Genomic DNA, 23,967 nt, shown 5'->3' on the forward strand with positions numbered 1-23,967 from the left:
GGCTTTACGTGGCTAACTCATTCCCCGCCAGAGCTCGGATTCTTCCACACTTTTCCGAGCCTGATCTTATCATCCAGTATTCCCAGGCATCGGGGGCATTTGAAGCTCTCGAAGGCGGAAAAACAAGGGTCAGATTATCTCCCGGCGATCTTTATGTGTACGTCAATGGGATCAAAGTCCGGACTCAACAGGTTTCGGGGCAGAGCGCCGCTAATCTGCTCCCCTCTGCAAGTATCATTGCGGAGCAGTACAGCACCGCAACCTACATGATCCAGTCTCGTGCTATCTACGACCGGCATGATATGGCCGCAGCCGGAAATTATGCTTTGTCTCTGCCAACAGCCCAGGATTATGCGCTCGAGCAGGGGATCTATCAGCAGATGAGGTCCGGCCTTCTTTATGGCTTCAATGCTGCAAACGGCGAGGGGCTTTTGAACACTCCCGGGGCCATTGCCGTCAATCTTCCCCCCGATTCGTCCGGGGTCACCACATTCTCCGGATACGATAATGGAGAAATGGCTTTGTTCTTGCTCCAGCAAATGACCAATCTCCAGATCGGGATGTATCAGTCGGGCTTCAACTTGACAGATCGAATCGTGATTGTTGCCCCGCAGAGGATTTTCTTGACTCTTGCGAATCAGGCGATTATCGATGTTGTCAGCTATCAGCGACCGGGCGCCGGCACATCAACTGTCGGGCAGGCTATCGCCGAAGTTGCAGGGAGTCAGGGCAATCGAGTTGAATGGTTCTTTGACGATACTCTAATCGGCAAAGGATCTGGCGGTGGAGATATGGTAATCATGACCATCCCCGAGCTTGTTACACCAAAGGGAACACCGTACAACACCAACCAGTTCGGAGAGATTAACCCACAGCTCAAGGCGATCAATCTCATGTATTCCGACCTGCCAGCTCCGATCAAGATTCCGACACCTGTCGAAGATGGTGCCTTGTCCATTTTGCAGGAAATCAGAGTTACCGCTGGATGGTGTGTTCGCCCACAGGGGTTATATCTCATCAGTATGCCGTTCTAACATCTACCGGGGCCAAATGGCCTTGATAGCGCGCGTCTAGACGTGTGATCAACAATGAGAGCCCAGCCCCTCCCTGGGCTCTTTTCTATGGAGGAAGAGGACAATGATTACCATCGCAAACACTTCACGTCAGCACCACAAATTCGTTTATAGAAAACCCGGTAAGATGCAGGCTGATTTTATCGATATCGCTCCTGGGAGACAGGATATGATCGGCAGGGACTTTACCGCGGGAGAATCGGAATCAGTCATCCTACAGCTGCTCAGAATGGGCGCAAGACCCAAGGAAGAGTTTGACAAGAAGCCGGATCCAGACTTCCATGGTCTTGTCTTTTCGCTTCACAAGCCCTTGACTACTGAGCAGATTCAGGAATCAGCCGCTATCGTAATAGACGGCGCAGATATTGTTGCTGCGCAAGAGTCTATCAAGTCGGCTCTTGGCTCGGATGCGGCTATCTACAACGCAGATGGCAAACCAAGAAAAGGCAGGGAATCCACGGTAACAGTTGTGGCGACAGATCCTAACGGCTCTCCTCTAAAAAATGGAATCGATATGAACCTGACCATATCCCCGAACGGCGACAAACTCAAAATGCCGGGCAAGTAAGAAATGTCATTCGTTAACAATACGATTCCCAACTTGGAGGACTATATAACATTTGTCCTCCATCAAGGGGTTCCGATCGCGGATCTTCCGATAGTACAAACAACCTTGACCACAACATCGGGATCTGACATTGCCACAATTGGATCCACCGTAGGTGTATCGGCAGGGATGATTGTCTTATCGAAGTATTTACCTCCACAAACCACTATCATTTCGATATCAGGTACTACCGTCACGCTAAGTGGGTTGGCTACAGGATCAGGATCAACGCAACTAGCCTACGCCTCAACAGACTTCCAGGCTCTCGATTGGACTTTTAATATCGCTGTTGACCGAGTTAGGGATGCTTCTTGCGCAGGGGGGATACTCTATGTGCTGGCCGTATACAACCTCGGTATGCACAATCTCATCAAAATCTCGCTGGATCTTCCTGGATACTCATTTTTCCAAGATGCCCGTGAACAGTTCGACATACTTGGGTTCAAGGGCGGGGTTCTTGCATCTTCCGCCGATCAAAGTTCATCAAATGCCATCGCCGTTCCAGAATTATTGAAGAATCTATCATTGTCCGACCTCGATCTACTCAAGACTTCCTGGGGAAGATCTTATGCCGAATACGGCATGAATTTTGGCCCTTACGAAGTGGGGATAAGTTAACCATGCCGACATTGCATCTAGGCGTTGTGGATATGGCCTATTCTGACCCCGACGCCTCTGGTGCAAATACGACGGGTGCTGTTGCGGAAATTCTTGAGAAGAAATATCACGTTATGGAGCTTTTTGCGGATACGCACCGGCAAGAATTGCTCGACTTGGTAGCCGATGCCATTGGTGGACAGCTTGAATCGGCACGGTCGGGTATCGTCCCGAGCATTCCCGAGATTGACGTCCAGAAACTTGATGCGGCCTTTAGGGATTTTCTCGACACGAACGAGATTCAGAAGCTATTACCGAAACGAATTGCAGCTGCCGATGAGGGAGTCACGTCAAGGAAGAAGCTGTCCAAGGAGGCAATGGCGATGATTGGTAAGAAGCCCAAACGAAAAGCCGGACAACCCCGACCTGCGTTCATCGACAGTGGGCTTTATCAGGCTTCTTTTAGATCTTGGATAACGAACTGATGGGCATTGCAAATGAGCAATCAAGCACTCAATATGACTCTCTCTTAAAAGCCGGACTGCAAGAGCTTTCGCGCAATCAGCAGGTTTTTTTTCAAAAGTATCAAAAGGTTGTGCTGACCCAGGATGGCTATGTGTTCTGGGTCGCTTCAGGACCTCCTACACCGTTTGTGGGATCGCTTCATGTGGCCTCAGACAGAGTGCAAGAAGAAGATCAGACCATTGGAATCAATACTTTCATTTTCACATCTGAGTCAGAAATAACGGAGTTGAATGAGATATCCCCCTTAACCATGTGGGTAGGATCTTGGTCTCTGTCTGGCGAAACCACGATTCAGATTGCCTTTTCAAAGCGCGGACCATATTACCGATCTGCCGACATATGGCATTACTCGGGCTATGCTGTTTATCCTGCGCTGGCATCACAGTTGGTCAACAATGCGAGCAATCTTCCTGTTGAGCCCATTGTATCTAACAGCCTTCCAATATGGCTTGCGCTTGAATCTCTTGGGGTTTCTGTCATCACCGCTTATCCGTCATTTCTTGTTGAGGAGAATATCCCCCCGCCTTATGTATCAGTGCATATTTCACCAGATGGCACTGAGGCTTTGCAGCAATTCCCGCTGTTCCAATGGCCGGGTAATCCGAGCCCGATTACGGACCTTCAACAGATGACTTCGCAACAATTGACAAGGGATAAGGTTCGATTGACGTTCTACGGTCTCAACAATCAGCAGGTTATCCAGTATTTCGCAAGCCTCATGGATTACTCCCTAAATACGGACATACTAGGATTTATGTCAGCGCCTATTCCTAAAGATGAGAAGCGAGCCCAGGTTGAGATCCGGTCACTCGCAATGAAAAAGACGCTGGAACTGGATATCTCCTACTACCAGTCTACGTCAGATGCTATTGCAAGACGGTTAATATCATCCGTTCTCGACATGTCAGTTACTATCGCATAAGGAGCATTAATGGCAATTCCAATTGAGGTTCAGCACAACCAATCATTTTTCTCTACGAATGAAACGGTCGCGATTGCTGTCGGAACCGCTTCGGCAAATGCTGCGCTGGTAACGCCTGGTGAGCAATATCAGGCTCAGATAGTTAACGACGGCACGAATGTCGTCTATGTCAACTTCGGGACTGACAACACGGTAGCTGCAGCTGTTCCAGCATCCGGCACACCGGCTCAGGGCTTCCCCATCCTGCCGAACTCCAGAATTGTAATATCGATCGGTTCCACCACATGGATTGCTGCTATTGCCGCCGCAACCGGAAACACGCTTTTAATCACCGTAGGCAAGGGAACCTCATAACACTTAAAGGAGACAATTCAAATGCCAATTCAGAACAATCCGCTGAAGCGCCCCATTGGAGCACAGCTTTCCCCCGCTATCACATCGAACACCACCACCACTATTAATGTCGGCTCTGCGGCCATTTTTGCTGGAGCGGTCGTTAACACAGCAGGTTCGGCGTGGAATGTTGAGATTTATAACGGTGTACCCGGATCTGGTGGCGTATTGATGGCCACATTTCCTGCTGATACACAGGGACTTGTGCCTTCCCCTCCGCTCAATTGTCCACAAGGTATTTATGCTGTTACAGCAGGAACAACCGCTGGATCTGTTTCCATCGCATACTTCAACTAAGGGGGCTTGATCGATGCCTACTACCATCACGCCTAAGATAGTCAATCTTAGTGGATACTTGACCGTTGCCCCGACACCTTCACAGTTACAGCAGTCGGGGGCGGTAATCTCGCTGGGTGGAACAACACTCACGACTGGAACCTATCAGTTCATTTCCCAAGTATCCGATCTAACATCCATTCTCTCCACTCTTGGGAACTATGTTGATCTGACCAACGCCGCCAATACGTTCTTTGCTCAAGGGAATGTGGTCGGGTTCTATGTGCTTGAGCTCGGCGTTCAAACCACTGTCGGCGGAGGCGTTGATGCTTTGCAGACATGGATTAACGACAATCCAGGGGTTTTCTATGCTTATCTCACGCCCAAGTCATGGGACGCGGAAGATGCAGTCAGCTTCATCACCATCACGGATGGTGGAACGGGGTATACAACCGCACCGACGGTGACTATCAGCGCACCGACATCTGGAACGACGGCTACAGCGACTGCATCCATCAATTCGTCTGGCGTTGTTACATCTGTGACCGTCACGAATCCTGGGTCCGGGTATACAACCACTCCGACGGTGACATTCTCCGCACCGACATCAGGGACCGCCGCAACAGGTACAGCAACTCTCGGATCCGCCCTCAATATCCTTTCCGGTAACTACTCTTCGCCGACGGGAAGAACCTATTTCTTTGGCACCACGGTGCTCGCGAATATTGGATTCTATTCAGCTAACAAGTCCCTGTTCATGGTGGCAGAATCCCCCTCGGCGCCTGGAACTGAGTTCACCGCCGCTGCATTCTTTTATCAATGGCTCGTGAATCTTCCGTCCGCCACGAATATGCTGGCACCAATGTCCTATAGATATCTCTACGGGGTTACGCCGTGGAATCCATCTGGTAATCAGGCAACAATGACGACTCTCCTGTCTGCATACATTAATATCGTCGACACCGGTGCAGAAGGTGGAATCTCCAATTCTTGCATTTTCAAAGGCACGACGATGGACGGATCGCAAGCGTCGTGGTGGTATGGCGTTGACTGGTTCCAGATTCAGGTAAAACAAGCTCAAGCAGCTGAGGTTATCAACGGGTCCAACAGTCAACCGCCTTTGCTCTATGACCAGAATGGCGTTAATGCGTTGCTCGGTGTTGCCAACCAAGTCGGTAAAAATGCGGTATCGTTCGGATGCGCTTTGTCCGTTACTATCGCGGCAACACCGTTTTACACCTACTCTCAGCAGAATCCCTCGAATTACAAGGCGGGCGTTTATGGAGGATTCTTGGCAAGTGTCACTGGTCAAAATGGATTTCTTGTAATCGATTTCGTCATGGATGCTATTCAGTTTGCATAAAAGGAGATCAGTAAATGGCTACTAATCCACAGATCGCCCTGGGTACGCTGAATAGACTCAGAACATCGGCTGTCTTTCCGGGCTTCACATCATTAAATATCACGGCAAGTTATATGAGCAAGAAATTCATCCATGTGACCTTGGACGAAAACCCATTTGCAGAGGGAATTGAAACGGCAACGGGGATTGTGGTAAGCCCAGAACCTTACGTCATGGGGACTGTCACCATCGGCCTTTTGCGAACCACTGGATTGGCTGCTGCTTGGTTGGCACAGGCCAAGGCCACTTCAGTACTGGGTTCGATGGAAATCCATTCAGACACATCGGCCTTCCCGGCACTAACCATCCATAATGCTTATATCAAAACGCTAGATCCCGGACCTTACGACGGCACGAATCCGGAAACCCCGCTGATCCTGCGGGGCGTCTTCTACGTCAACAATGATCTCTGGAACCTGATCTAGTACAAAACACCCGGAGGGGGGGGATTGAATGCGCATCGATGATAACCTGAACCTTGTTTTTCCGATCAGAACAGAAACAATCGAAGAGGGGAAAATCACAAAAGAAATTCCCCTCATATATGCGTTTCATTCTCCTATCACGCGGGAAGTGTATGAAGCAAATTACCGGATCATGGCGCTGGCGAAGTCTGTCATTTATGCAAAAGGGATACAATTCGCTGTCGGGACGGGACCTCTTATTGCCTCTCTAGTACTTAAAGAGGAAGCGCATAGAGACGCTGAAGAGCGGGGGATACCTGATCCGGATCTTGCATCAAGGGCCTTTCTGGCAGAGATTAAGCGATTGACGATGATCGTCGGACCCTCCGATAACGGATTCAAACCATTGCCAGTGGATGCCGCGCTATCATCCGGCATGATCGATGCAGATGAATGGCGCGAGGCTGAATCACAATTGGTTTTTTTTTCTGTGACATCCTATCTTGTCAAACAGTCAAAGAAGAAGATGGCGATGGACTCAGCAGCGTTTTTCCTTGGCGGTGGTCTCGTATCATCGAACTGTACGGAATGGGCCGTTTTCTCTCCGACATCGAGTCCGTCCGCTCCCGGATTATTGGGGGCGGTATCATCGGAGAAACGCTAAATAGGCTGTCGGGAGAAGGGCTTGCATCTCTATTCGAGAGCGTTGATATCCCCTGGGCGTCTGCTTCAGAATTTCGTAATCGTCACATCATTGAAGCTCTGAGAGGGCGGATTCTGTAATGGCAAAAAAATCAATCATCGATATCGATGTGAACGATGAGAAATTCAAAGAGTTCCTGAACCTATTCAATGAGTATAAGGACAGTCTTGACGAAATGCCGAAAGCATGGCAGCAGTTAGGCGAAGCGGTGGGTGGAACCGGTACGATCTTTAATAAGTCGGCAACCGATACAATGAAGGTGCTTCATGAATCGGCGGATCACATCGGCAAGATGGCTGAATCGTTACAGAAGGCTACAAAGGCTCAAGAACAGTTCTACCATGCAACGACCGTTTCAAACACCGGAATGAGTAATTTAGTCAAGTCTTCAAAACATCTGGCAAAGAACCTGTTCGGTATAGGCAAAGAACTCTTCAAGCTAGCCTCCTTCGGCAGCATTGCGGGGAGTGCTGCTATGTTCGGATTAGGGGATTCTGCTTACAGACGCGAGCGGGAATCAAGAGGACTCGGGCTTTCGACCGGTCAGATATCGTCATTTAAAACGCACATGGCACCGTTTGGCAATCCCGATGAGATGCTTAATAGTGCGGCAAATGCGCAATTCGATATGACCAAATGGTGGGCGTTGACGAAAGCGTCTGGACTTCCGCTACAACAGGCGCTTCATACCAATCCGATGCAGCTGGCAATGGATATCGCGAACAACGAAAAATCCACTTGGTCACGCCTTCCCGTTGAGCGTAGGACGGGAGCAATGGCGGGCGCTCTTGGATTCTCAGAGCTTGGTGCTACAAGGGAAAGTCTTAACCGCTTGGTCAATACTCCAGGACTCAGAAAGGCCGAGTCTGATACAATGAAAGATGTCGGAGTTATGGGATTCTCTGATAAGGTTGGGGATGAATACACAAAGATGATCGTCACGCTTCACAAGGCAGGAATTGAGATTGAGTCTGTGCTGATCGACAAACTGGCCCCACTTGCAAAGCCATTATCTAACATGGCCTTATTGCTAGCAAGGGATTTCGGCAATTTCATGAACGCCCCCGGGACAAAAAAAGCGATTGGGAATATCGGTATGGAAATCGAGAAGTCTGTGCGATTCCTGGGATCCAAGGATTTTAAAAGCGATATCAAGGATTTTGGATCAGCAATTAAGGATCTCACCACATTGATCGTGGATGTGACCAATAAGTATCAAAAGCTCAATCCTGACCTGAGCATCGGGGACTGGTGGAAAGCAGGAAAAGATATCGTCGGCGGATGGCTGAATCCTGTAGGGCATTCTCCCATCAAAGCATTCGCCCCTAATACGATGGAACTATTGCGAAGCGGCGTGCCGGCAAATATGAGAGCAACAACTACATCGTCAGGAACATCTCAACCCGCCACAGTGCTTCATAAACTGATCGGTCAGGCGAATAGAGGACGGGGAGCAGCACCGCAAAACATTAACATCAAAGTGACGGCACCTTCTGGATTTGGCGTTGAGCGACAAACGAACGCATCAGGTCACTAATGGCGACAACTGAACAAACGGTACTACGTGACATATACACCATCGCTTTCCAGATCAGTCCGATCATATTCAAAAACGGCATTGTGTCAAAAGTTCCAGGCGGAGTTCTTCCAGTTGTGGCTCTGTTGGGGCAGCTCGGACTAATCCAGAGCGCAATTTCAACCGGTAATATCAACATCAACGATTTTTCGTTTCAGTTCAGGCCCATGCCCGGGTCCGATATTATTAATCAGTCTGTAGCAACGTATCCCTTTGCCAATCAGCGGGTAGCAGCCAATGCGACAATTCAGGAGCCGTTAAACGTAAGCCTGCACATGATCGCACCAGTCAAGGTTGCGGGTGGATACGCAACCAAACTCCCACAAATAACACTTCTGAAGACGCTGTTCGAGAAACACAGCAATGCAGGTGGAACTTATATCATCCTCACCCCTGCCTATATTTACGTCGATTGCCTGATGCTAAAGATGACGGACATCACATCGGGTGAGACCAAACAGGATCAGGTAGCGTGGCAATTGGACTATTTCAAGCCGTTGATATCCCTGTCGGCAGCTAAAACAGCAATGAGTTCACTGATGGCAAAACAAAGCGGAGGACAACAGATCACATCCAACGCATGGTCTGGTCCATCGGTCGGGACTGGTACGTCAATGCCCGGTGCTGGAAGTTCTTTCGGTTTCGGAACCAATAATCTGATATCATCCCTCAGCAAATACATACCGGGGATCTGATGGCGAAAATCCCATTCACTCCATCTGCATCGGCTATACCGCCGTTCTCATCATTGGTGACCTTAGACGGAAAGTCATATTTGCTAACGACGGTCTGGAACCTTGCCGGCCAACGATGGTACATCAATCTGACTGATAGTAATGGAAATATTATCTTGAACAGACCCTTGACAGGATCTCCCATGAGCTTTTCCCTGAATATGGTGTTCGGATTATTCGTTACATCAACTCTGGTTTACAGAACAGATACCGGGAATTTTGAGGTCAGTCCTTGAGTCGCTATTACGATATAACAATTACTCCGCCTGGTGGAGGAAAAGCGATAAAATCATGGTCCAGCGAGCTCAGTGACGGAACATTTGATCCACAGTCGCAAAATGTCATATTCGATATCCTGGCTTATGATTATGCAACTCCGATGGGTGCATCAACAATCTCAATCGAAGGCGTAACGATTCAGGATGTTGGCCAGGCAAAAAGCTATACCGGAATGACTTTGACTGTTAAAGGCGGCATGAAGCATGGTCTTCCACTTGCGAATCCTCATCAGGCGGGGACACTTCTAACGGGGCAGATATGGCAATCCTTCGGAAATTGGGAAGGCACGAATATGACGCTCGATTTTGTCGTATTGGCATCCCCTTATACCTACGATCATCCCGGCAATTTTGTCTTGAACTGGCGAAAAGGAACTGCCATATCAAATGCAATCTCAAGTATGTATGCAGGCGCTTTCGGTGCTGATGTTCCCACAATTATCAACGTGAGTCCGAACAGAGTTCTTCCTGCCGATCATATCAGCCATTATCACTCGCTCGAGCAAGCGGCAAAGGCAATCACTAATCTTACATCCGGACAGTTTGGCCCAACGGATCCCGGCGTTATTTTGTCGATCCGGGGCGATGGAACGCTGATGGCCGATGATTACACTCAGGCGTCTAACCCGGTCAGGCTGAAATTCTCGGATCTTGTTGGTCAACCGGTCTGGATCGGGCCATTTGAAGTTCAGACAAAACTTGTTATGAGAGCTGATATCTCGGTGCCGACGTTGATAGAGATGCCATTCGACACGACGGCGACTCCCGGGTTTGTTATTACAAAGGCATCGAGTTTCCCATCCTATACTGACCAAGAGGCTATCTTTTCCGGTAATTTCTTTGTAAAATCAATGCGTCACGTTGGAGATTCCAGAAGCCCCCAGGGTGAAAATTGGGTTACGATTGTTGACGCTGTGTCGGCTGGAGAGATTATCGGATGAGTAACCGCAATGATGCGTCCAGGCTTTGGGTCCAGAAGAACCTAAACCGGTTAGCCATACGACGTGCTCTCGAGCAGATACAGAGCACAGGGCGATCACTCCCATGCAAGGTGCAAGCAGTCAATGGGCAGATCGTCACCGTGACCTTCGATGTGCAATCAGATGTTTGGGCACTTCCTCCCGTAACGATACCTATCGCTTCATCAGTATATGACTGGATACCTGTTCAAGTAGGCGATCCCGGGATCACGATGCCATGCGATGTTTCCATTGCTCCAATATCAGGGCTCGGTGGAAGTCAAGCGGTGCTGGGAGAAACAGTCGGAAATCTATCATCACTGATGTTCGTTCCGGTATCGAACATATCGTTAACGCCTCCAGGTGGGGATCCCAATAAAAGGGTCATGCAAGGACCCACAGGATTCATCTCTCAAATCACCGGTGGTGCGACATCAGTTGCAGGGGATTCATCTAGTCTCACATTCGCTGTCGGATCCATTACAGAAGTCATGTCAAGCTCAGGTGTGACGTTTACAGTCGGATCGACAACAGAAGTCATCACGACATCAGGCATTACATGGACTACACCGCTTGCAACAGTTAACGGGAATTTTGTCGTATCGGGAACAATCACCGGGAATGGGTCCGGTGGGGCGGTTATGCAAGGAGCTATTTCCTCCGCTGCCGGCATATCAGGTGCGACGCTATCAGCAGGAAATGGATTTTCTGGAACCTTCCTCGTTAACACGAGTTCTCAAACAGTAACGGTAGTTAATGGCATTATTACTGGTATTTCCTGATGCGAACATGGGGAAAAGTCTATAGTTCAGACGGAACACATACATGGGTGGAAGTTACAACAGATGTTAATGGGTTCAGCGATGCCGTATATCTCACAGCTCTCGCTCAAACACTTCAGCTCAACTTGAATGAATCGCCTTTCTTCGCGAACTTAGGTCTTCCACAGCAACAGACGATCATCACGCAGGTTTATCCAGACTACTACGTTCAGATCATCCAGGACTATTATTCTCAGTTTTTTGCTGCGCTATCAATAACCAGGGTTCCAAACAGTTTTACCCCTACATATAAAGCGTCCATTCTAACTCATGCAGGTTCGATCATAGAAGCGGAGATTCCGACTTGAGCGCAAGCATGCCACCATTGACATTCTCATCGGCGGGTCCTGTATCAACGCCGCCTGCGACACTTAATCAGGAATTGATCGATTACGTTGCAGCCCAAGTCCCAGATTACACCGCAGATCTTCCCGGCGGTCTGATCGAGGATCTAAGTTCTACCGGTACTGGTATATTGGTATCAGTGGACCAGGCGAGGATAGAAGCAGTAAATAATCTTTCTCCGTCAACTTCTAATCCATTCATCTTGAATCAGCAGGGGGCAATGTTCGGTATCCCCCAGGGTATCGGCTCGAACACTAATGTTTTGGTTGTTTTTACTGGTCCCGTCGGATACGTTATCCCGTCAGGATTCATCGTCTCGGACGGGACTTATCAGTATCGCATTGTCGATGGTGGAGCAATAGGATCAAGCGGATCAACCGCTTCTCTATACGCCGTTGCTACTCAGTCTGGATCATGGACGCCGCTGCAAAATACCGTCACGACCATAGTAACGTCTGTCCCATCCGGTTACACACTGACAGTCAATAATCCGGTATCCGGCGTTCCGGGACTTGCCCCGCAATCGGTTCAGAGCTATCGAGCACAGATTCTGAATGGATTCTCCGCGGTGGCCCAAGGGTTTGGGACCTATCTTGAGAGTTTACTTGTTCAGGTTCCCGGAGTCATTCCAAGGCTTGTCGCAATCCGTCAAGTGACGAATGGATGGGAGGTTATCTGCGGTGGGGGAGATCCCTACGAAGTCGCCGGTGCTATCTATCTCGGAACTTTGGACCTCTCTACATTGCAGGGGTCTGCCACAACGTCAAGAAACGTTCTGGCATCCATTATCAGTCCTCCTAACAATTACTCGGTCATCTACGTAAATCCTCCGCTAACTCAATTTTCGATGGTTGTCACATGGAATACGATATCACCGTCTTTTACCTCTGGAACGCAAGTGGATCAACTAGGCCAGACGGCGATGGCGAATTATATCAATTCGCTTGTCGTCGGGCAGCCGATCAATCTCGAATACGCAAGCTATCTTTTTATGGAGGCTATCCAAAGCGTTCTACCATCGAACTTGCTAACGACACTGACGTTCTCCGTATCAATCAACGGTGTTGTGACGCCCCCTGATGCCGGGACCAGCCTTGTTACTTATGATCCGGAAACATACCTTTCGGCAACTTCGACAAATATTACAGTGACACAGGGTTAGGAATGAGTACTCGGTATCAAGAACTATGGACAGATGCCCCGCTGACGGATATTATCCCTGCATATATTTACAAACAGTACCAAGACGACGAGAACATACTGGCATTTGCAGATGGGATCAATTCGCTGTCGCAAGGATATCTTGACTGGTTCAACCAGACTCCAATGGGAGTTTATACCAATTCCAACGTTGCAGGCGCCTTACTCGATTGGGTTGGGAATAACCTATACGGACTCTTTCGTCCAACAATTTCAACCTCCTCAATCACGTCTTCGGGCGAACTCGGCACAAACACGCTCGGAACGCATACTATCGGAACGCTTACTGTTACCAATTCAGGTACAGCGCAGGTTGCCAATGACGATATTTACAAGCGGCTTATGACATGGTATCTGTACCGGGGCGACGGCATGCAAATGTCAGTTGAATGGGTGCGGCGCCGGGTTGCAAGGTTTATCTACGGGGCTTATGGAGCTGACATTGACGTTGGGCTGATTACGAATGTGGGGATTGCGCTTCCCACAGATTCGACAACCCTCGGATCCACCAATTCATTCGCGGTCAACACCCAAGCTGTCAATACCTCAGTGCCGATAACCATCACCCAGTCACATGCGCTTGTGATAACGGTTCCGAATATTGCAATGGGAAACACATTCCAAACGCTTTTCAATGGTAATTACCTTCCACTTCCATTTCAGGTTAACTTTAAGGTGGTCCTCGTATGAGCTATCTTTTCTCGAATGACGTCAACACAACTTTAGCGGCTGCGGTTGACACAACACAGACAGTAATAAGTGTCGCATCTACTGCCAATCTCCCCACACTCGGCGCTGGTGACGTTTTACCTATCACCTTGTCTGATGCAGCGACGCACACGAAGTACGAAGTCTGCTATTGCACGTCGATCTCGGGTTCGGATCTGACTGTTCTCAGGGGCATGGAAGGAACATCGGGGCAGTCATGGCTTGTTAATGATCTTTGCTACGATGCTCATACTGCCGCAACGACAGCCTCATTTGATGGCGGATGGGGAACCGATACCGGGGCTGCCAACGCTTACGTTGTAACCTTGCCCATGACTTTGACAGCGTATCAACTCGGTCAGACCGTTCGGTTCAAAGCGGTCAATCCCAACACGGGTGCATCAACGGTAAACGTCAACGGGCTCGGGGTTATCAACATCGTCGGAGGCAATAATACCGCATTGCAGGGAGGGGAGATATCTTCCACTGGCGATGGCATGACGGTACTTGTCTATGATGGTACTAATTTCCGGATGATCGTTTCTCCCGGAGCTTTGCAAATCGCTCCCGCCACCGCATCGGGGCAGGCGGTGAATCTGGGGCAGTTTGCGAATACTTTGTCTTATTCTGGCTATCAGAAGCTCCCCAATGGTCTGATTATGCAGTGGGGAAGTGCAAGCTCTTCAGGCACAGCGGCTAATAATCTAACTTGGACTTTTCCTATTGCATTCCCGAATGCTACTCTATCTTTGGGATCGATACCAAACGGCGGAGTTGGGTATGCGTTTACCCTTGGTGGTGTGTCTACTACTGAATTATATGGCAATACATACAACACATCAACACTCGCCATAACAAGCGGAATCGGCTCATTCTTCATCGTAGTCGGTTATTAAGGAGAATTCATGGGACAAAAATCAGCACTTTATAATAGCACTACAGGCGCAATCATGGGCTACTATGACTCCGTGGACTCCCCGCTTCCGAAGACCCTTCCGGCAGGATCAGGGGTAGTCGATATCACGGATTCCGAATGGCAATCTGGACTGTCAAGCCCGTATGCTCCGACGGTCGTTTCAGGTGTCTACACGATCCCTTCCGGCCCCACTCTTGCAGCCGCCCAAACCACGCAATCGGGTCTCGTCGCATCGGCCTGTTCCGCTGCTGAATCCGCTCCACTTGCGTTCACCAATGCCGCTGGAGTTTCTTCTTCCTTTCCGATGGATTCAGGAAAGCTGGCAAAATATCTCTCCATTTACACCAAATATTATGTTAAAGAATTGCCCTTCCCAAACAGCGCAACGACCTACAATTTTTATGATGTGAATGGTAAAGCAGTAGCGATGACTCTGACCGATATCGAGAATTTCTTTAATTCTGTGGAAGCCCAAGTTGATTCCGCACTCGCTAAACAAGAGACAGTACTGGCCGATATCGCAGCGGCAACGACCGTAACAGCCGTTCAGACTATCGTCTGGTAATTTTTAGGAGATCCCATGTCCCAATTCGTCTACATCAATTTTTACAAAACCACACTATCAGCAGCCTTGTCAGCGACGGCCACAACTATGTCTGTAGGGTCTACATCAGGACTGCCTACCCTGGCAGTGGGGCAAGTCATGCCGCTGGTACTGACAGATGCGGCTACGCAACAGGTGCATGAGATTGTCTATGTCACCGGGATCAGCTCAAGCACGCTGACAATCGAGAGAGGAATGGAAGGCACTTCTGCGCTAACGTGGGCAGTCGGAGATTATGTTGCTTGTTCAACGACGGCGGGAAGTGTCCTTGCCTCAAACTCTGTGCAGGCGACGACTGAGACTTTGGATGTTACAGGAACCGCCACAATCAATAATCCAACTTTCACCGGAACCCCCCATGGCAATCCCTACGATATTGCTAGTGGAGTTTCAGGACCGATTGCGGCATCTCAAGTTGTTCTTTACACTGTATCGGTTCGAGCGATTGACATTCCTGCTAATTTTGCAGGGTCGATCGCTCTTGTCGGAACAGCCTTCACTAATGCCGCAACGTTCACGATCAATCATAATGGTGTGGCTATCGGAACACTTGCTTTTGCAGCGGGCGGAACTGTGGCCACGTTCTCAACATTGGCAGCATTTACTCTTGCCGTTGGCGATACAGTCTCAGTTAATGCACCTTCAACTTCCGATCCGACAGCGGCGAACTTGACTATCACATTATTTGCGAGTCTCGCATAATGGCACCGCTTATTGGTAGTGGGTTATGGTGGGGATCAAGTAGTCGGGGATTTGGTGTGTTTGCTCTTGGCAACGCCGCCACCACCACAAACATCTTCACTTATGCTAATGCAGCAGTTGCCGCAAGTACCAATTTGACGGCTAATTTAGGTGCCGGTGCCGCCGCCGGAAACTCAACCGAAGGTGTATTTGCCCTTGGCGGCATCACCACCACTACAAATATCTTCACTTATGCTAATGCAGCAGTTGCCGCAAGTACCAATTTAACGGCTAATTTAGATGGTGGTACCGCCACCGGGAACTCAACTGAAGGGGTATTTGCTCTTGGCGACAACGCGGGTACACTCACACCCACTACAAATATCTTCACTTATGCGAATGCAGCAGTTGCCGCAAGTACCAATTTAACGGCTGCTTCGGTATGGGGTGCCGCCACCGGGAACTCAACTGAAGGTGTATTTGCTCCTGGCAATGTCACCCCTACCACAAATATCTTCACTTATGCTAATGCGGCAGTTGCCGCAAGCACTAGTCTGACGGCTAATGAATATGGGGGTGTCGCCACTGGAAACTCAACCGAAGGTGTATTTGCCCTTGGCTACAACGGGAGTGCATACACCCCCACCACGAACATCTTCACATATGCTAATGCGGCGGTTGCCGCAAGTACCAATTTGACGGCTAATTTAAATGCCGGTGCCGCCGCTTCAACATCTCCGGGAGGATTCTAATGCACAGTGCTACACACCGCATGAACCATGATTTTGGGCTTCGCTATTTCATGGCAGGATCATGCCATACGCCCGATGCCGCATGGACTGCACTTTATGCTCAGAAGATCGACATGGAGGCCAAGATTAAGCACGCCGATTCCCAAGCTATTGACAGAAAAATACAGGCTTTGAAAGCCGAACGACTGAAAAAATCCACTGATGAACTCGATCAACTTGAGGGGGACAAGATTCTAGCAGAACTTTTCTCGTCACAATACATCTTCGAGATGAACTTAGAAGGTGCAAAGAAGGAACTTGAGACAATTAAATCATTGATGAATGAACTGGAACCACTTTGTAAATATAGCCATTTACCTATTCTTGAGCGCAATGAGGCTTGTTGGCGGGAAGAGTGGTGTCATGAACTCATGAGAAGGGCCGAGAACAACTTACTGGCGTATGGTACTATTCCACCCGATCAACTGGAAACGATGAGAGAACACCCTGATTTTCAGGAAAGGATCGCCCCCAGAATTATTGAGTTCACTCAAAAACTGGCTTCTACAGACAGATTGAAGTTATTCAATGAGTTGGAACCTTCTTTGATGTTAGGGACTGGGGTCTGATTGTTCACCACACAAATTTCAGACCCAATGCTTGGTTATGATTAATGTCAACTATTCCGATGGTGATAAAGCCCGCAAGCGCTACTTCCCGTATTGGGACAGGCAATGCCCAAGCAATTAGACTTTGACCAGCGAAAATTCCGGCAAAGGTGACAGCGTATTGCATTTGAGAAGGGATATTCGTTCCCCAGAAGTGATCGATGGCAGGATTGGTTTCGTAGATTCCGGGATGTCCATGTTCGGCATTATAAGCGATGTCTGAAGACGTACTCATATCTCCGATATCAGCTAGGGCCGTTCCAGCCAACAGGCTCCAATCAATCGTATCGAACGGCTGAAAAAATAAAGAATCAGCGTAGCAAGGGCTTGAAATAAGTAGCATCAAGACAATCAATAGTGTTTTCATGGCCTCACCGCCTTCTTGACGTACTCTGTAAGGCGTACAAGCTGATCCACGGTCAATCCATCTTTGTTTGTTCCGTCCCATAGCGTCTGCAATACCAACTGCGGATATGTTCCTGATGCTAGGGACTGCTGGATCAATGTTTCCATGTTCTTAACACTTGCCGCATAGCAAGGGCTTGCGATAAGTAACAGTATCCCAACCAATAATGTCTTCATCTCACTCTCCTTTTTTAATTGTTAACCACTGGTCCCAACATTAAACCATTTGGAGATTAAAGTCAAATGATTAAAATCCGCTGCATTGAAGAGTCCGGTTTAGCATCAGACATTATCGACTGGAAGGAATCAGGCGTGTTCAGCCACGTTGAGTTTATCCTGCCAGACGGATATCTCGGATCCCGTATCAATGGGGGCGTTCAGATCCGACCATCGGATTACTGTACTCCAGTGCGAGAGGCGATCCTATCAGTATGCCTCGAGCCGGAAAAGGAAGCGGCTATCATGGATTGGGCTCATGCTCAGATTGGAGATTCCTACGACTGGAAGGCGGTTGTCGATGTCGGGCTCAACTCAGAAGTATTAACGCCGTCAGGGCTGGATTGCTCGCAATTCACTTCCACCGCTTTCAGTAAGGGAGGTCTTGAGATATGCCGGAAGCCGTTTGCAATGACCACGCCGGGCGATCATTTTAATTGCATGTCGCTAGACCTTGAGAGTTTAAAATGATAGCATGTGTGCGCTGGGTCACACATGGAGTCTGTTCGGAGGCGCATAATGAAGGGAGAGCGGTTAATGGCCGGTGAATCATCGTTTTTTGAACAAGTCTGGCTTGGGATTCTCTCTATCTTTGGAGTGCATCTGATGTGGACCAATCATTTTGACAAAGTGCAGAACGAAAAGGATCACGTTGACCTATGGAACAAGAAAGCTGATAAGGAAATGCTGTCAGTAATCGTTGAAGAAATGCGATCTTCGAGAGAAGAGCGACAACGGGAAGCAAGAGAAGATAGGCAGGCTCGCACTCAAGAAATCGAAGGGCTGAGAAATTTGATATTAAATCGCCACCATAATTCAAGGAGCCAGGATTGAACCTCTCCGACGCTCTCCGAAACCTCGCAATCCTCGAGGGCCGATACACAGTTGACGATGGCGGCCCGACAGAATCAGGCATTACACAAGAGGCTTACGACCAATACTGTACTGACATGGGGCTCCCATCAACGCCTGTTCAAGATCTAACGCAAATCCAGATAAGCAACTTCTACCAGGTTAATTATTGGGACCCGCTCATGTGCGACAAACTCCAAAACGGAGTTGACTTTGTGCTCTTTCAATGGGCGCTCAATCATGAAGGTGCAGGCGACAGGGGCGGTTCCGTCAAGACGATCCAAATATGTTCTGGAGTGGTTCCAGACGGAATCATGGGATCAGAAACAGTGACAGCGGCCAATCATATCAATAGCATGAAGCTCATGTCCTGTATGTTGGCACGTCAGGAGGCTTGGTATCGGAACGAGTATGAAAAGAATTCATCTATGCCGCTTGGCGGATGGCTCAACAGAATTAAAAAGGTGAAAAAAATTGTTGGACTTCCAGAAGATGTTTGATACAATCAAAAAGATGTTTCACTTTACGCAACCCTCGTTAACGTTTAAAAAGGAGCAACAAATGCCCTCAGTAGTCGAGAATCTTAAAACCATCAGTGCGAACGAAGCTGCAAACGCACAGAACACAGTCCAGACTCATGCTTCAATCGTTTCGGCAGTTGAGTCCGAAGCTGAAGTCTTGCTGGCATCCGCTGGCCGTCTGACTGGGAAGGTTTACAAGGAGGCTGAATCCGTGTTCCAAGCACTCAAAAACGCGCTTGTTGCTGACGCAAAAGTAGCTGAAGCCGACGTAGAATCAGCTTGGGCCAAAATTAATTCCGTGCTATGACTCACTGGCCGTTGCTTATTCCGTTCGCTATTTTGCTGACATTTTTGCTGACCCATGACCGCTTAACATTGGACGACGAATGAGCCTTTTAATCGCTTTTCTACTAGGATTCTATGGTGGATATCTCTCTGGTCTCTGGATACAACGGAAGATCCAGCCATGGTAGTCTTAAAACAACTTTCCACATATCGGGACAATGCCTCTTTTTCGATAGGGAATGTAGGGGGATTGATGGGGCTTGTGGCGCATATCGGATACACTGGATATGACTGTATCGGCTTGCATCACGCATTCCACGGTGGGACATTTGGCGGGGGAATTGCAGCTATCCTTGCTGGCGTTGCAGGACATCAATATTACACGGATTCAACCGCAACGGAAAAATGGAACCCCGCAACGGGGCGGTATCAATCATCCGATTCTGGTCAGGATGGATAATCATGCCTCTCCTGCTAATTAAATTCGGCCCTTGGATTGCCATTGCCCTTTTGCTTGGTTTGTTGTCGATTGATCATTACCGGCTGCTTGCATGCGAGTCTCAACGGCATGCCGCCGATGCTGCGAACAAGAGTTTTGAGCTTGATAATGCGATTGCAGCCCAAAAAGCACTGAAAGAGCATAAAGATCTATTGTATGAAATCCGCACTGAACAACTGCTTCAGGGGGTTATCAACAGTCAATCTCTGAAGATGGACAAGTCAATCCGGATTCAGCTCTCTCACCCACCAAAAGGGGATTGTCATCAGCTTTTCGACAGGATAGCGGATACCCTGGGGGGCAAGAAGTGATCAAGGGGCTGTTCATCTTTCTCTGCTTGGCCGTTGCGTTCATGCTTGCGTTCGTTGGATGCACTCCTGTTTACATTCCTCAAAAAGTCTATCTAAAAACTCCCGTTTGGTGCCATCCAGCAACCGTTCCGGACTTCATCAACTACATCTCTCCCATTCGTCCAACGACTAAACTTGAGCGGGAAATAATGGAAGCTGAAATTGAGGTCACTTTGAAAGAAGCGATTATGCAAGAAAAAGAGCTCCGCACTGCACTCAAAGATTGTGAGAAACCCTGATGGATGAAGCCGATCAAGCACAGATACGGATCGAGAAAGAAGATGCCTTGACGATGGTAAAAGCAAGGGCGCCGAAGAAAGCTCAAACAAAAAACTGCATGGACTGTGGGGAACGGATTACGGAAAAACGCCGGCAATTCGTCCCATGGGCGACTCGCTGTATGCCATGCCAAGTTGAACACGAAAAGGAGCGATTTTGAAAGCACAAGCTAAACCAAAGCCACGCCTCATCGTGAGCGCAGTTGTTACCAGAGCAGACGGGACCGTGCAGGATCTCGGCGTTATTGCTGACAGCAAGAAACCAACAATCATCGAAAGGATCAAAAAATGGCTACGGCAATAATCACCGAAGCTGGAGATGCAATCTGTGCAAATCTGGTCTCAGGGCTCGGGGGAACTATTCCAAAGTATCTCGCATGGGGGACAGGATCAACCGCCTTCTCCAAATCGTCAACGGCGTTATCGGCAGAGGCCACAACGACAAATGACCCAGGATATGCCCGAGCAACAGCTACCGTGACACTGAGTACAACAACCTACACGAATGATACTGACAATTTCGTCGGAACTCTGACAGCTGGAGCCGCTATCACGATCACTGAGGCTGCGCTTTTCGATGCTCTGACCGTTGGGAATTGCTTCGAGGGTGCTTCATTTACAGGCGTTGCGCTGGCAACGAATGACAGTATCCAGTTCACGTTCCAGACGGTATTCGATTAAACGACGATATAGCATTTGCGTTTCCAAGTACCGGCACAATGACCTGTCGGATTTGCAAGATGGAGTTCACGGTTTTGGTCTGGAGTGATGCCTTGAGAGCGTCTTTTTGTAATCCTTGTTTCGATAAATGGTATGACAAGATTATGAGGTTTAGAGATGAATTACTACATCCAAACAGGGACTAACAATATCATCATAGCGACATGCTCAACAAATGAAACATTGGGATCCCCATGGATCAGTATTCCACAGACATCCCTAGCGACTGCACAGCAAGCTGGAGCTTCATGGGATACATCGACTTTAACAGTTGTAGTGCCACCCGCTAACTACAATTTAGCTATAGTTGGACAACAACGGATTGCTTATCTGTATGGGCTATTGCCAGCTTTGATCGCGGCTCCCGTCGCCTTTACGACAGCGGCTGGTGTATCAACCTCTTTCCACAATACTAGTCTTGTCCAGCAGTTCATTTCAAGATCATTAACGGTATGGGATTCTACTGATTGGCCTTCTAATTTTTTCATATTGGATGTGAATAACAATCCGATCACACTGACATATGCAGATACAACTGGTTTGGCCAAAGCTCTTGGCAATGCTGAATTGACTATTCAGCATAATTTTATTACTGCCAAGAATACGATTATGGGTTACGTCAATGGCGGCGGTACCGTAGCGGATATTAATGCGGTGACGCTATGATCTATGATAATAGCCCTGTAGTCGCGCTCGGTGCCGATTTCTGCGATCTGTGCTTCGATGCCTGGTATGAACGCATAACAGAGTGGCTTAAGAACCGGGAAGGGGTGTAGGGGATGGGATTCAGAATTCCGCAACAGTATATTGGTGGTGCGCCGGGTAATAACTCAGTAGTCGTGACGGCTGGTGCGGCCAATGTTCTTGGCGCATGGGCCAGTTTTGGAAATACTCCCTACCCGATTAATAGGCTTATTTTTCTGGTCGACACTACCATCGGCGGTACTCAGTACTCCAGCTTGTTCAATATCGCATTTGGCCCATCAGGCTCCCAAGTCGTCCTTATTCCGAATATTTTTATGTATTCCCAATCTGCTAATAGTGGATATCTAGATCTATATCTGGAAGTGGATATACCAATCCTTCCGGCTGGAACGCCATTGTGGGTCAATCTCCAATCCACAGATGCTTCAATCACTCCTCGTGTGAGTCTGGCCGTTCAGTTTACAGGGCATGGCAAACGGGAAGGCGTTTCAACGCTGGGGGCCGTAACGTCCGATTCCAGTGGAACGCCCTTCGTTCTTGCTTCGGGGAGTTACGGGGCATGGACCAGTCTGGGAACCTTGAGTATTCCGGCAACGAGAATGATTTTGACTGCCGTTCGGGCTGTATCGTCACTTCAAACTGTCAATATCGGCATCGGGGCTGCTGGGTCTCAATCGATGGTTGTGCAGGACGTTCCCGTTATCTACAATAACCCGGCACTTCCTTTTGAAGGCAATTTTCCTCCCGGTGAATATTGGATTCAAGGTCAGGGAGATACGGAAACGGTGTGGGCAACAGCTTTGTTTTATTAGCTCCCGGAGGATTCATGAGGGAGCAGACTAACGAAAGGTAAGGAATAAAATGTCAACGCCTGTCGTCACCACTACTTTAAATTTCCTGCCTGCCGCTGTAGGAGACTCTGCAACCTTGGGACCGGATACCACGCCCGGAGTTAAAAGGGTGTACATCAACGGGATCAATGCACTTGCGGGTGGGCTTTACACGATCTCTTGCCAGAAGATACAGGTCTCGGGTGGGGCCTATACCGAGACAGCCTCTTCTCGATCTTTCTCAAATGCCATTACCCCGACCGCAGCTCCATCTGAGGGCTATGCGCCTCTTGTGGCCACAGAAGCCGAAGCCAGCGTGTATGGATATCAGGCGGTTATAACGCTCGTTTCAGGTACATTGCCCACGTCGGCAGTCGTATTCACGCTTGAAAGTCTCTAAATGAGCGACTTTCTTCTACTAACAGCTGCGGCTGACACATCTTCGACTACCACTAAGATGACGCTAACCGCAACGGTGACGACGACAGGGACTATCAGGAAGGGAATAGCGAAAACCTTATCAGCAACGGCTTTGATGGCTGGAACCCTCTCGAAGCGAGTCTCCAAAGCCTTTACTGGAATTGTTGCCATATCTGCAACGCTTAAGAAAATAATTTCAAAGGCTTTTGCATCAACGTGCACTCTTGCCGGCTCCGTTTCAAAGAGGATCGGTAAGAGCTTTGCCGCAATCGCGGTTCTGTCCGGGGCCTATACAGCGGTTAAAGTCATTCTGATGCTCTTCACCGGCACTGTGGCGATCACGGGAAATATCAGTAAACATATAGGGAAAACCCTCGCTGGAACAGTCATGACAATCGGACACATCACCAGGGCTCTATCCCTGCTATTTGCCTCCACGGTGACGACTACAGGAACCATGGTCAGGCGTGTCGCAATGGCATTCGCTGGAACTGTAACAACTGCTGGAACGATAATTTTAAAACAACTTGCGCACGTTATTTATATGACATTCATTGCTACAGTAGGGATTGCAGGAACCATCGCGAAGCGAGTGAACATGAGTAGATCCGCTACGGTGGTAATATCAGGAACCGTGACAAAGGGGTTCAAAAAACTCTTCGCTGGAACGGCCTCCACGTCTGGATCGGTCCTGAATCGGATTGGCAAGACGCTCTCGGGAACGGTCTCCATCCTCGGGGCATACACACAGAAGGCGTCAATT

Annotated in this window: 36 protein-coding genes; 34 read left to right on the top strand and 2 right to left on the bottom strand. The window is 48.8% G+C overall.

What is annotated here, in order from left to right; all coding sequences use genetic code 11:
* Positions 1-8: 8 nt before the first annotated feature.
* From M6F29_RS05695 to M6F29_RS05795, 22 genes are all read left to right on the top strand, one after another.
* Positions 9-1,034 (top strand): hypothetical protein, encoded by a 1,026-nt coding sequence (locus M6F29_RS05695; protein ID WP_298157897.1) that lies wholly within the window; start codon positions 9-11, stop codon positions 1,032-1,034.
* Positions 1,035-1,137: 103 nt separating this feature from the next.
* Positions 1,138-1,641, top strand: coding sequence for a hypothetical protein (locus M6F29_RS05700; protein ID WP_298157898.1), 504 nt, complete (start codon positions 1,138-1,140; stop codon positions 1,639-1,641).
* A 168-nt stretch (positions 1,642-1,809) separates the two neighbouring features.
* Entirely contained in the window at positions 1,810-2,298 is a 489-nt protein-coding gene (locus M6F29_RS05705; protein WP_298157899.1) for a hypothetical protein, read from the top strand.
* Positions 2,299-2,300: 2 nt separating this feature from the next.
* On the top strand, positions 2,301-2,762 hold the full coding sequence (locus M6F29_RS05710) for a hypothetical protein (RefSeq protein WP_298157900.1): 462 nt from the start codon (positions 2,301-2,303) through the stop codon (positions 2,760-2,762).
* Positions 2,762-3,724, top strand: a complete 963-nt coding sequence (locus tag M6F29_RS05715) for a hypothetical protein (protein ID WP_298157901.1) — start codon at positions 2,762-2,764, stop codon at positions 3,722-3,724. Before M6F29_RS05710 ends, M6F29_RS05715 begins: the two co-directional genes overlap by 1 nt.
* A 9-nt stretch (positions 3,725-3,733) precedes the next feature.
* Complete coding sequence (locus tag M6F29_RS05720) at positions 3,734-4,078, top strand: hypothetical protein (RefSeq protein WP_298157902.1); 345 nt, start codon at positions 3,734-3,736, stop codon at positions 4,076-4,078.
* Positions 4,079-4,099: 21 nt separating this feature from the next.
* Entirely contained in the window at positions 4,100-4,414 is a 315-nt protein-coding gene (locus M6F29_RS05725; RefSeq protein ID WP_298157903.1) for a hypothetical protein, read from the top strand.
* A gap of 13 nt (positions 4,415-4,427) precedes the next feature.
* Positions 4,428-5,756 carry a hypothetical protein gene (locus tag M6F29_RS05730; RefSeq protein WP_298157904.1) on the top strand — a complete coding sequence of 443 codons (1,329 nt, stop codon included), beginning with the start codon at positions 4,428-4,430 and terminating at the stop codon, positions 5,754-5,756.
* 14 nt (positions 5,757-5,770) lie between these two features.
* Positions 5,771-6,220 carry a hypothetical protein gene (locus tag M6F29_RS05735; RefSeq protein ID WP_298157905.1) on the top strand — a complete coding sequence of 150 codons (450 nt, stop codon included), beginning with the start codon at positions 5,771-5,773 and terminating at the stop codon, positions 6,218-6,220.
* A 28-nt stretch (positions 6,221-6,248) separates the two neighbouring features.
* The gene (locus M6F29_RS05740) at positions 6,249-6,863 is read left to right on the top strand and encodes a hypothetical protein (RefSeq protein WP_298157906.1); all 615 of its coding nucleotides are present in this window, start codon (positions 6,249-6,251) and stop codon (positions 6,861-6,863) included.
* Positions 6,864-6,981: 118 nt separating this feature from the next.
* Positions 6,982-8,439: a hypothetical protein gene (locus M6F29_RS05745; RefSeq protein WP_298157907.1), complete on the top strand. Its 1,458-nt coding sequence runs from the start codon at positions 6,982-6,984 to the stop codon at positions 8,437-8,439.
* Positions 8,439-9,173 (top strand): hypothetical protein, encoded by a 735-nt coding sequence (locus M6F29_RS05750; protein ID WP_298157908.1) that lies wholly within the window; start codon positions 8,439-8,441, stop codon positions 9,171-9,173. The genes M6F29_RS05745 and M6F29_RS05750 overlap by 1 nt, the downstream gene beginning before the upstream one ends.
* Positions 9,173-9,448, top strand: coding sequence for a phage baseplate plug family protein (locus tag M6F29_RS12540; RefSeq protein ID WP_524537709.1), 276 nt, complete (start codon positions 9,173-9,175; stop codon positions 9,446-9,448). Before M6F29_RS05750 ends, M6F29_RS12540 begins: the two co-directional genes overlap by 1 nt.
* Positions 9,445-10,431 carry a hypothetical protein gene (locus M6F29_RS05755; protein ID WP_298157909.1) on the top strand — a complete coding sequence of 329 codons (987 nt, stop codon included), beginning with the start codon at positions 9,445-9,447 and terminating at the stop codon, positions 10,429-10,431. Before M6F29_RS12540 ends, M6F29_RS05755 begins: the two co-directional genes overlap by 4 nt.
* Positions 10,432-10,571: 140 nt before the next feature.
* Positions 10,572-11,231: a hypothetical protein gene (locus M6F29_RS05760; RefSeq protein WP_298157910.1), complete on the top strand. Its 660-nt coding sequence runs from the start codon at positions 10,572-10,574 to the stop codon at positions 11,229-11,231.
* A gap of 343 nt (positions 11,232-11,574) precedes the next feature.
* Positions 11,575-12,777: a baseplate J/gp47 family protein gene (locus tag M6F29_RS05765; protein WP_298157911.1), complete on the top strand. Its 1,203-nt coding sequence runs from the start codon at positions 11,575-11,577 to the stop codon at positions 12,775-12,777.
* Positions 12,778-12,779: 2 nt separating this feature from the next.
* Positions 12,780-13,505 carry a hypothetical protein gene (locus M6F29_RS05770; RefSeq protein ID WP_298157912.1) on the top strand — a complete coding sequence of 242 codons (726 nt, stop codon included), beginning with the start codon at positions 12,780-12,782 and terminating at the stop codon, positions 13,503-13,505.
* Complete coding sequence (locus M6F29_RS05775) at positions 13,502-14,419, top strand: gp53-like domain-containing protein (RefSeq protein WP_298157913.1); 918 nt, start codon at positions 13,502-13,504, stop codon at positions 14,417-14,419. The genes M6F29_RS05770 and M6F29_RS05775 overlap by 4 nt, the downstream gene beginning before the upstream one ends.
* Before the next feature lie 9 nt (positions 14,420-14,428).
* Positions 14,429-15,004 carry a hypothetical protein gene (locus tag M6F29_RS05780; protein ID WP_298157914.1) on the top strand — a complete coding sequence of 192 codons (576 nt, stop codon included), beginning with the start codon at positions 14,429-14,431 and terminating at the stop codon, positions 15,002-15,004.
* Between the two features lie 15 nt (positions 15,005-15,019).
* The gene (locus M6F29_RS05785; RefSeq protein WP_298157915.1) at positions 15,020-15,745 is read left to right on the top strand and encodes a hypothetical protein; all 726 of its coding nucleotides are present in this window, start codon (positions 15,020-15,022) and stop codon (positions 15,743-15,745) included.
* Entirely contained in the window at positions 15,745-16,476 is a 732-nt protein-coding gene (locus tag M6F29_RS05790) for a hypothetical protein (protein ID WP_298157916.1), read from the top strand. The genes M6F29_RS05785 and M6F29_RS05790 overlap by 1 nt, the downstream gene beginning before the upstream one ends.
* The gene (locus tag M6F29_RS05795) at positions 16,476-17,084 is read left to right on the top strand and encodes a hypothetical protein (RefSeq protein WP_298157917.1); all 609 of its coding nucleotides are present in this window, start codon (positions 16,476-16,478) and stop codon (positions 17,082-17,084) included. Before M6F29_RS05790 ends, M6F29_RS05795 begins: the two co-directional genes overlap by 1 nt.
* 4 nt (positions 17,085-17,088) lie before the next feature.
* Here the strand turns inward: M6F29_RS05795 and M6F29_RS05800 are convergent, their stop codons facing one another.
* Together M6F29_RS05800 and M6F29_RS05805 are read right to left on the bottom strand one after the other, a co-directional pair.
* Positions 17,089-17,490, bottom strand: a complete 402-nt coding sequence (locus M6F29_RS05800) for a hypothetical protein (RefSeq protein WP_298157918.1) — start codon at positions 17,488-17,490, stop codon at positions 17,089-17,091.
* Positions 17,487-17,705 carry a hypothetical protein gene (locus tag M6F29_RS05805; RefSeq protein WP_298157919.1) on the bottom strand — a complete coding sequence of 73 codons (219 nt, stop codon included), beginning with the start codon at positions 17,703-17,705 and terminating at the stop codon, positions 17,487-17,489. Before M6F29_RS05805 ends, M6F29_RS05800 begins: the two co-directional genes overlap by 4 nt.
* Before the next feature lie 66 nt (positions 17,706-17,771).
* Here M6F29_RS05805 and M6F29_RS05810 point away from each other — a divergent pair, with 66 nt between their 5' ends.
* From M6F29_RS05810 to M6F29_RS05865, 12 genes are all read left to right on the top strand, one after another.
* Entirely contained in the window at positions 17,772-18,215 is a 444-nt protein-coding gene (locus tag M6F29_RS05810; protein WP_298157920.1) for a hypothetical protein, read from the top strand.
* 48 nt (positions 18,216-18,263) lie between these two features.
* Positions 18,264-18,578 (top strand): hypothetical protein, encoded by a 315-nt coding sequence (locus M6F29_RS05815; RefSeq protein WP_298157921.1) that lies wholly within the window; start codon positions 18,264-18,266, stop codon positions 18,576-18,578.
* Positions 18,575-19,096 (top strand): glycosyl hydrolase 108 family protein, encoded by a 522-nt coding sequence (locus M6F29_RS05820; protein ID WP_298157922.1) that lies wholly within the window; start codon positions 18,575-18,577, stop codon positions 19,094-19,096. Before M6F29_RS05815 ends, M6F29_RS05820 begins: the two co-directional genes overlap by 4 nt.
* Complete coding sequence (locus M6F29_RS05825; protein WP_298157923.1) at positions 19,089-19,424, top strand: hypothetical protein; 336 nt, start codon at positions 19,089-19,091, stop codon at positions 19,422-19,424. Before M6F29_RS05820 ends, M6F29_RS05825 begins: the two co-directional genes overlap by 8 nt.
* 265 nt (positions 19,425-19,689) lie before the next feature.
* Entirely contained in the window at positions 19,690-19,884 is a 195-nt protein-coding gene (locus M6F29_RS05830) for a hypothetical protein (protein WP_298157924.1), read from the top strand.
* Entirely contained in the window at positions 19,865-20,212 is a 348-nt protein-coding gene (locus tag M6F29_RS05835; RefSeq protein ID WP_298157925.1) for a hypothetical protein, read from the top strand. The genes M6F29_RS05830 and M6F29_RS05835 overlap by 20 nt, the downstream gene beginning before the upstream one ends.
* Positions 20,209-20,490 carry a hypothetical protein gene (locus M6F29_RS05840; protein WP_298157926.1) on the top strand — a complete coding sequence of 94 codons (282 nt, stop codon included), beginning with the start codon at positions 20,209-20,211 and terminating at the stop codon, positions 20,488-20,490. Before M6F29_RS05835 ends, M6F29_RS05840 begins: the two co-directional genes overlap by 4 nt.
* Positions 20,490-20,690, top strand: coding sequence for a TraR/DksA C4-type zinc finger protein (locus tag M6F29_RS05845; protein ID WP_298157927.1), 201 nt, complete (start codon positions 20,490-20,492; stop codon positions 20,688-20,690). The genes M6F29_RS05840 and M6F29_RS05845 overlap by 1 nt, the downstream gene beginning before the upstream one ends.
* A 127-nt stretch (positions 20,691-20,817) precedes the next feature.
* Positions 20,818-21,210: a hypothetical protein gene (locus M6F29_RS05850; protein ID WP_298157928.1), complete on the top strand. Its 393-nt coding sequence runs from the start codon at positions 20,818-20,820 to the stop codon at positions 21,208-21,210.
* 156 nt (positions 21,211-21,366) lie between these two features.
* A complete protein-coding gene (locus M6F29_RS05855) occupies positions 21,367-21,915 on the top strand; it encodes a hypothetical protein (protein ID WP_298157929.1) in 549 nt (182 codons plus the stop codon).
* A gap of 113 nt (positions 21,916-22,028) precedes the next feature.
* Complete coding sequence (locus M6F29_RS05860) at positions 22,029-22,766, top strand: hypothetical protein (RefSeq protein WP_298157930.1); 738 nt, start codon at positions 22,029-22,031, stop codon at positions 22,764-22,766.
* A 418-nt stretch (positions 22,767-23,184) separates the two neighbouring features.
* Positions 23,185-23,967: hypothetical protein (locus M6F29_RS05865; RefSeq protein WP_298157931.1), on the top strand; the 783-nt coding region annotated here is incomplete at its 3' end.

Source organism: Ferrovum sp., assembly GCF_027317285.1.
Classification (GTDB): domain Bacteria; phylum Pseudomonadota; class Gammaproteobacteria; order Burkholderiales; family Ferrovaceae; genus Ferrovum.

Excerpts from the sequence above, each read along its gene's own strand:
- M6F29_RS05700 (WP_298157898.1), top strand. The coding sequence starts at position 1,138 with ATGATTACCATCGCAAACACTTCACGTCAGCACCACAAATTCGTTTAT.
- M6F29_RS05705 (WP_298157899.1), top strand. The coding sequence starts at position 1,810 with ATGATTGTCTTATCGAAGTATTTACCTCCACAAACCACTATCATTTCG.
- M6F29_RS05710 (WP_298157900.1), top strand. The coding sequence starts at position 2,301 with ATGCCGACATTGCATCTAGGCGTTGTGGATATGGCCTATTCTGACCCC.
- M6F29_RS05715 (WP_298157901.1), top strand. The coding sequence starts at position 2,762 with ATGGGCATTGCAAATGAGCAATCAAGCACTCAATATGACTCTCTCTTA.
- M6F29_RS05720 (WP_298157902.1), top strand. The coding sequence starts at position 3,734 with ATGGCAATTCCAATTGAGGTTCAGCACAACCAATCATTTTTCTCTACG.
- M6F29_RS05725 (WP_298157903.1), top strand. The coding sequence starts at position 4,100 with ATGCCAATTCAGAACAATCCGCTGAAGCGCCCCATTGGAGCACAGCTT.
- M6F29_RS05730 (WP_298157904.1), top strand. The coding sequence starts at position 4,428 with ATGCCTACTACCATCACGCCTAAGATAGTCAATCTTAGTGGATACTTG.
- M6F29_RS05735 (WP_298157905.1), top strand. The coding sequence starts at position 5,771 with ATGGCTACTAATCCACAGATCGCCCTGGGTACGCTGAATAGACTCAGA.
- M6F29_RS05740 (WP_298157906.1), top strand. The coding sequence starts at position 6,249 with ATGCGCATCGATGATAACCTGAACCTTGTTTTTCCGATCAGAACAGAA.
- M6F29_RS05745 (WP_298157907.1), top strand. The coding sequence starts at position 6,982 with ATGGCAAAAAAATCAATCATCGATATCGATGTGAACGATGAGAAATTC.
- M6F29_RS05750 (WP_298157908.1), top strand. The coding sequence starts at position 8,439 with ATGGCGACAACTGAACAAACGGTACTACGTGACATATACACCATCGCT.
- M6F29_RS12540 (WP_524537709.1), top strand. The coding sequence starts at position 9,173 with ATGGCGAAAATCCCATTCACTCCATCTGCATCGGCTATACCGCCGTTC.
- M6F29_RS05770 (WP_298157912.1), top strand. The coding sequence starts at position 12,780 with ATGAGTACTCGGTATCAAGAACTATGGACAGATGCCCCGCTGACGGAT.
- M6F29_RS05775 (WP_298157913.1), top strand. The coding sequence starts at position 13,502 with ATGAGCTATCTTTTCTCGAATGACGTCAACACAACTTTAGCGGCTGCG.
- M6F29_RS05780 (WP_298157914.1), top strand. The coding sequence starts at position 14,429 with ATGGGACAAAAATCAGCACTTTATAATAGCACTACAGGCGCAATCATG.
- M6F29_RS05785 (WP_298157915.1), top strand. The coding sequence starts at position 15,020 with ATGTCCCAATTCGTCTACATCAATTTTTACAAAACCACACTATCAGCA.
- M6F29_RS05790 (WP_298157916.1), top strand. The coding sequence starts at position 15,745 with ATGGCACCGCTTATTGGTAGTGGGTTATGGTGGGGATCAAGTAGTCGG.
- M6F29_RS05795 (WP_298157917.1), top strand. The coding sequence starts at position 16,476 with ATGCACAGTGCTACACACCGCATGAACCATGATTTTGGGCTTCGCTAT.
- M6F29_RS05800 (WP_298157918.1), bottom strand. The coding sequence starts at position 17,490 with ATGAAAACACTATTGATTGTCTTGATGCTACTTATTTCAAGCCCTTGC.
- M6F29_RS05805 (WP_298157919.1), bottom strand. The coding sequence starts at position 17,705 with ATGAAGACATTATTGGTTGGGATACTGTTACTTATCGCAAGCCCTTGC.
- M6F29_RS05810 (WP_298157920.1), top strand. The coding sequence starts at position 17,772 with ATGATTAAAATCCGCTGCATTGAAGAGTCCGGTTTAGCATCAGACATT.
- M6F29_RS05815 (WP_298157921.1), top strand. The coding sequence starts at position 18,264 with ATGAAGGGAGAGCGGTTAATGGCCGGTGAATCATCGTTTTTTGAACAA.
- M6F29_RS05825 (WP_298157923.1), top strand. The coding sequence starts at position 19,089 with ATGTTTGATACAATCAAAAAGATGTTTCACTTTACGCAACCCTCGTTA.
- M6F29_RS05830 (WP_298157924.1), top strand. The coding sequence starts at position 19,690 with ATGACTGTATCGGCTTGCATCACGCATTCCACGGTGGGACATTTGGCG.
- M6F29_RS05835 (WP_298157925.1), top strand. The coding sequence starts at position 19,865 with ATGCCTCTCCTGCTAATTAAATTCGGCCCTTGGATTGCCATTGCCCTT.
- M6F29_RS05845 (WP_298157927.1), top strand. The coding sequence starts at position 20,490 with ATGGATGAAGCCGATCAAGCACAGATACGGATCGAGAAAGAAGATGCC.
- M6F29_RS05850 (WP_298157928.1), top strand. The coding sequence starts at position 20,818 with ATGGCTACGGCAATAATCACCGAAGCTGGAGATGCAATCTGTGCAAAT.
- M6F29_RS05855 (WP_298157929.1), top strand. The coding sequence starts at position 21,367 with ATGAATTACTACATCCAAACAGGGACTAACAATATCATCATAGCGACA.
- M6F29_RS05860 (WP_298157930.1), top strand. The coding sequence starts at position 22,029 with ATGGGATTCAGAATTCCGCAACAGTATATTGGTGGTGCGCCGGGTAAT.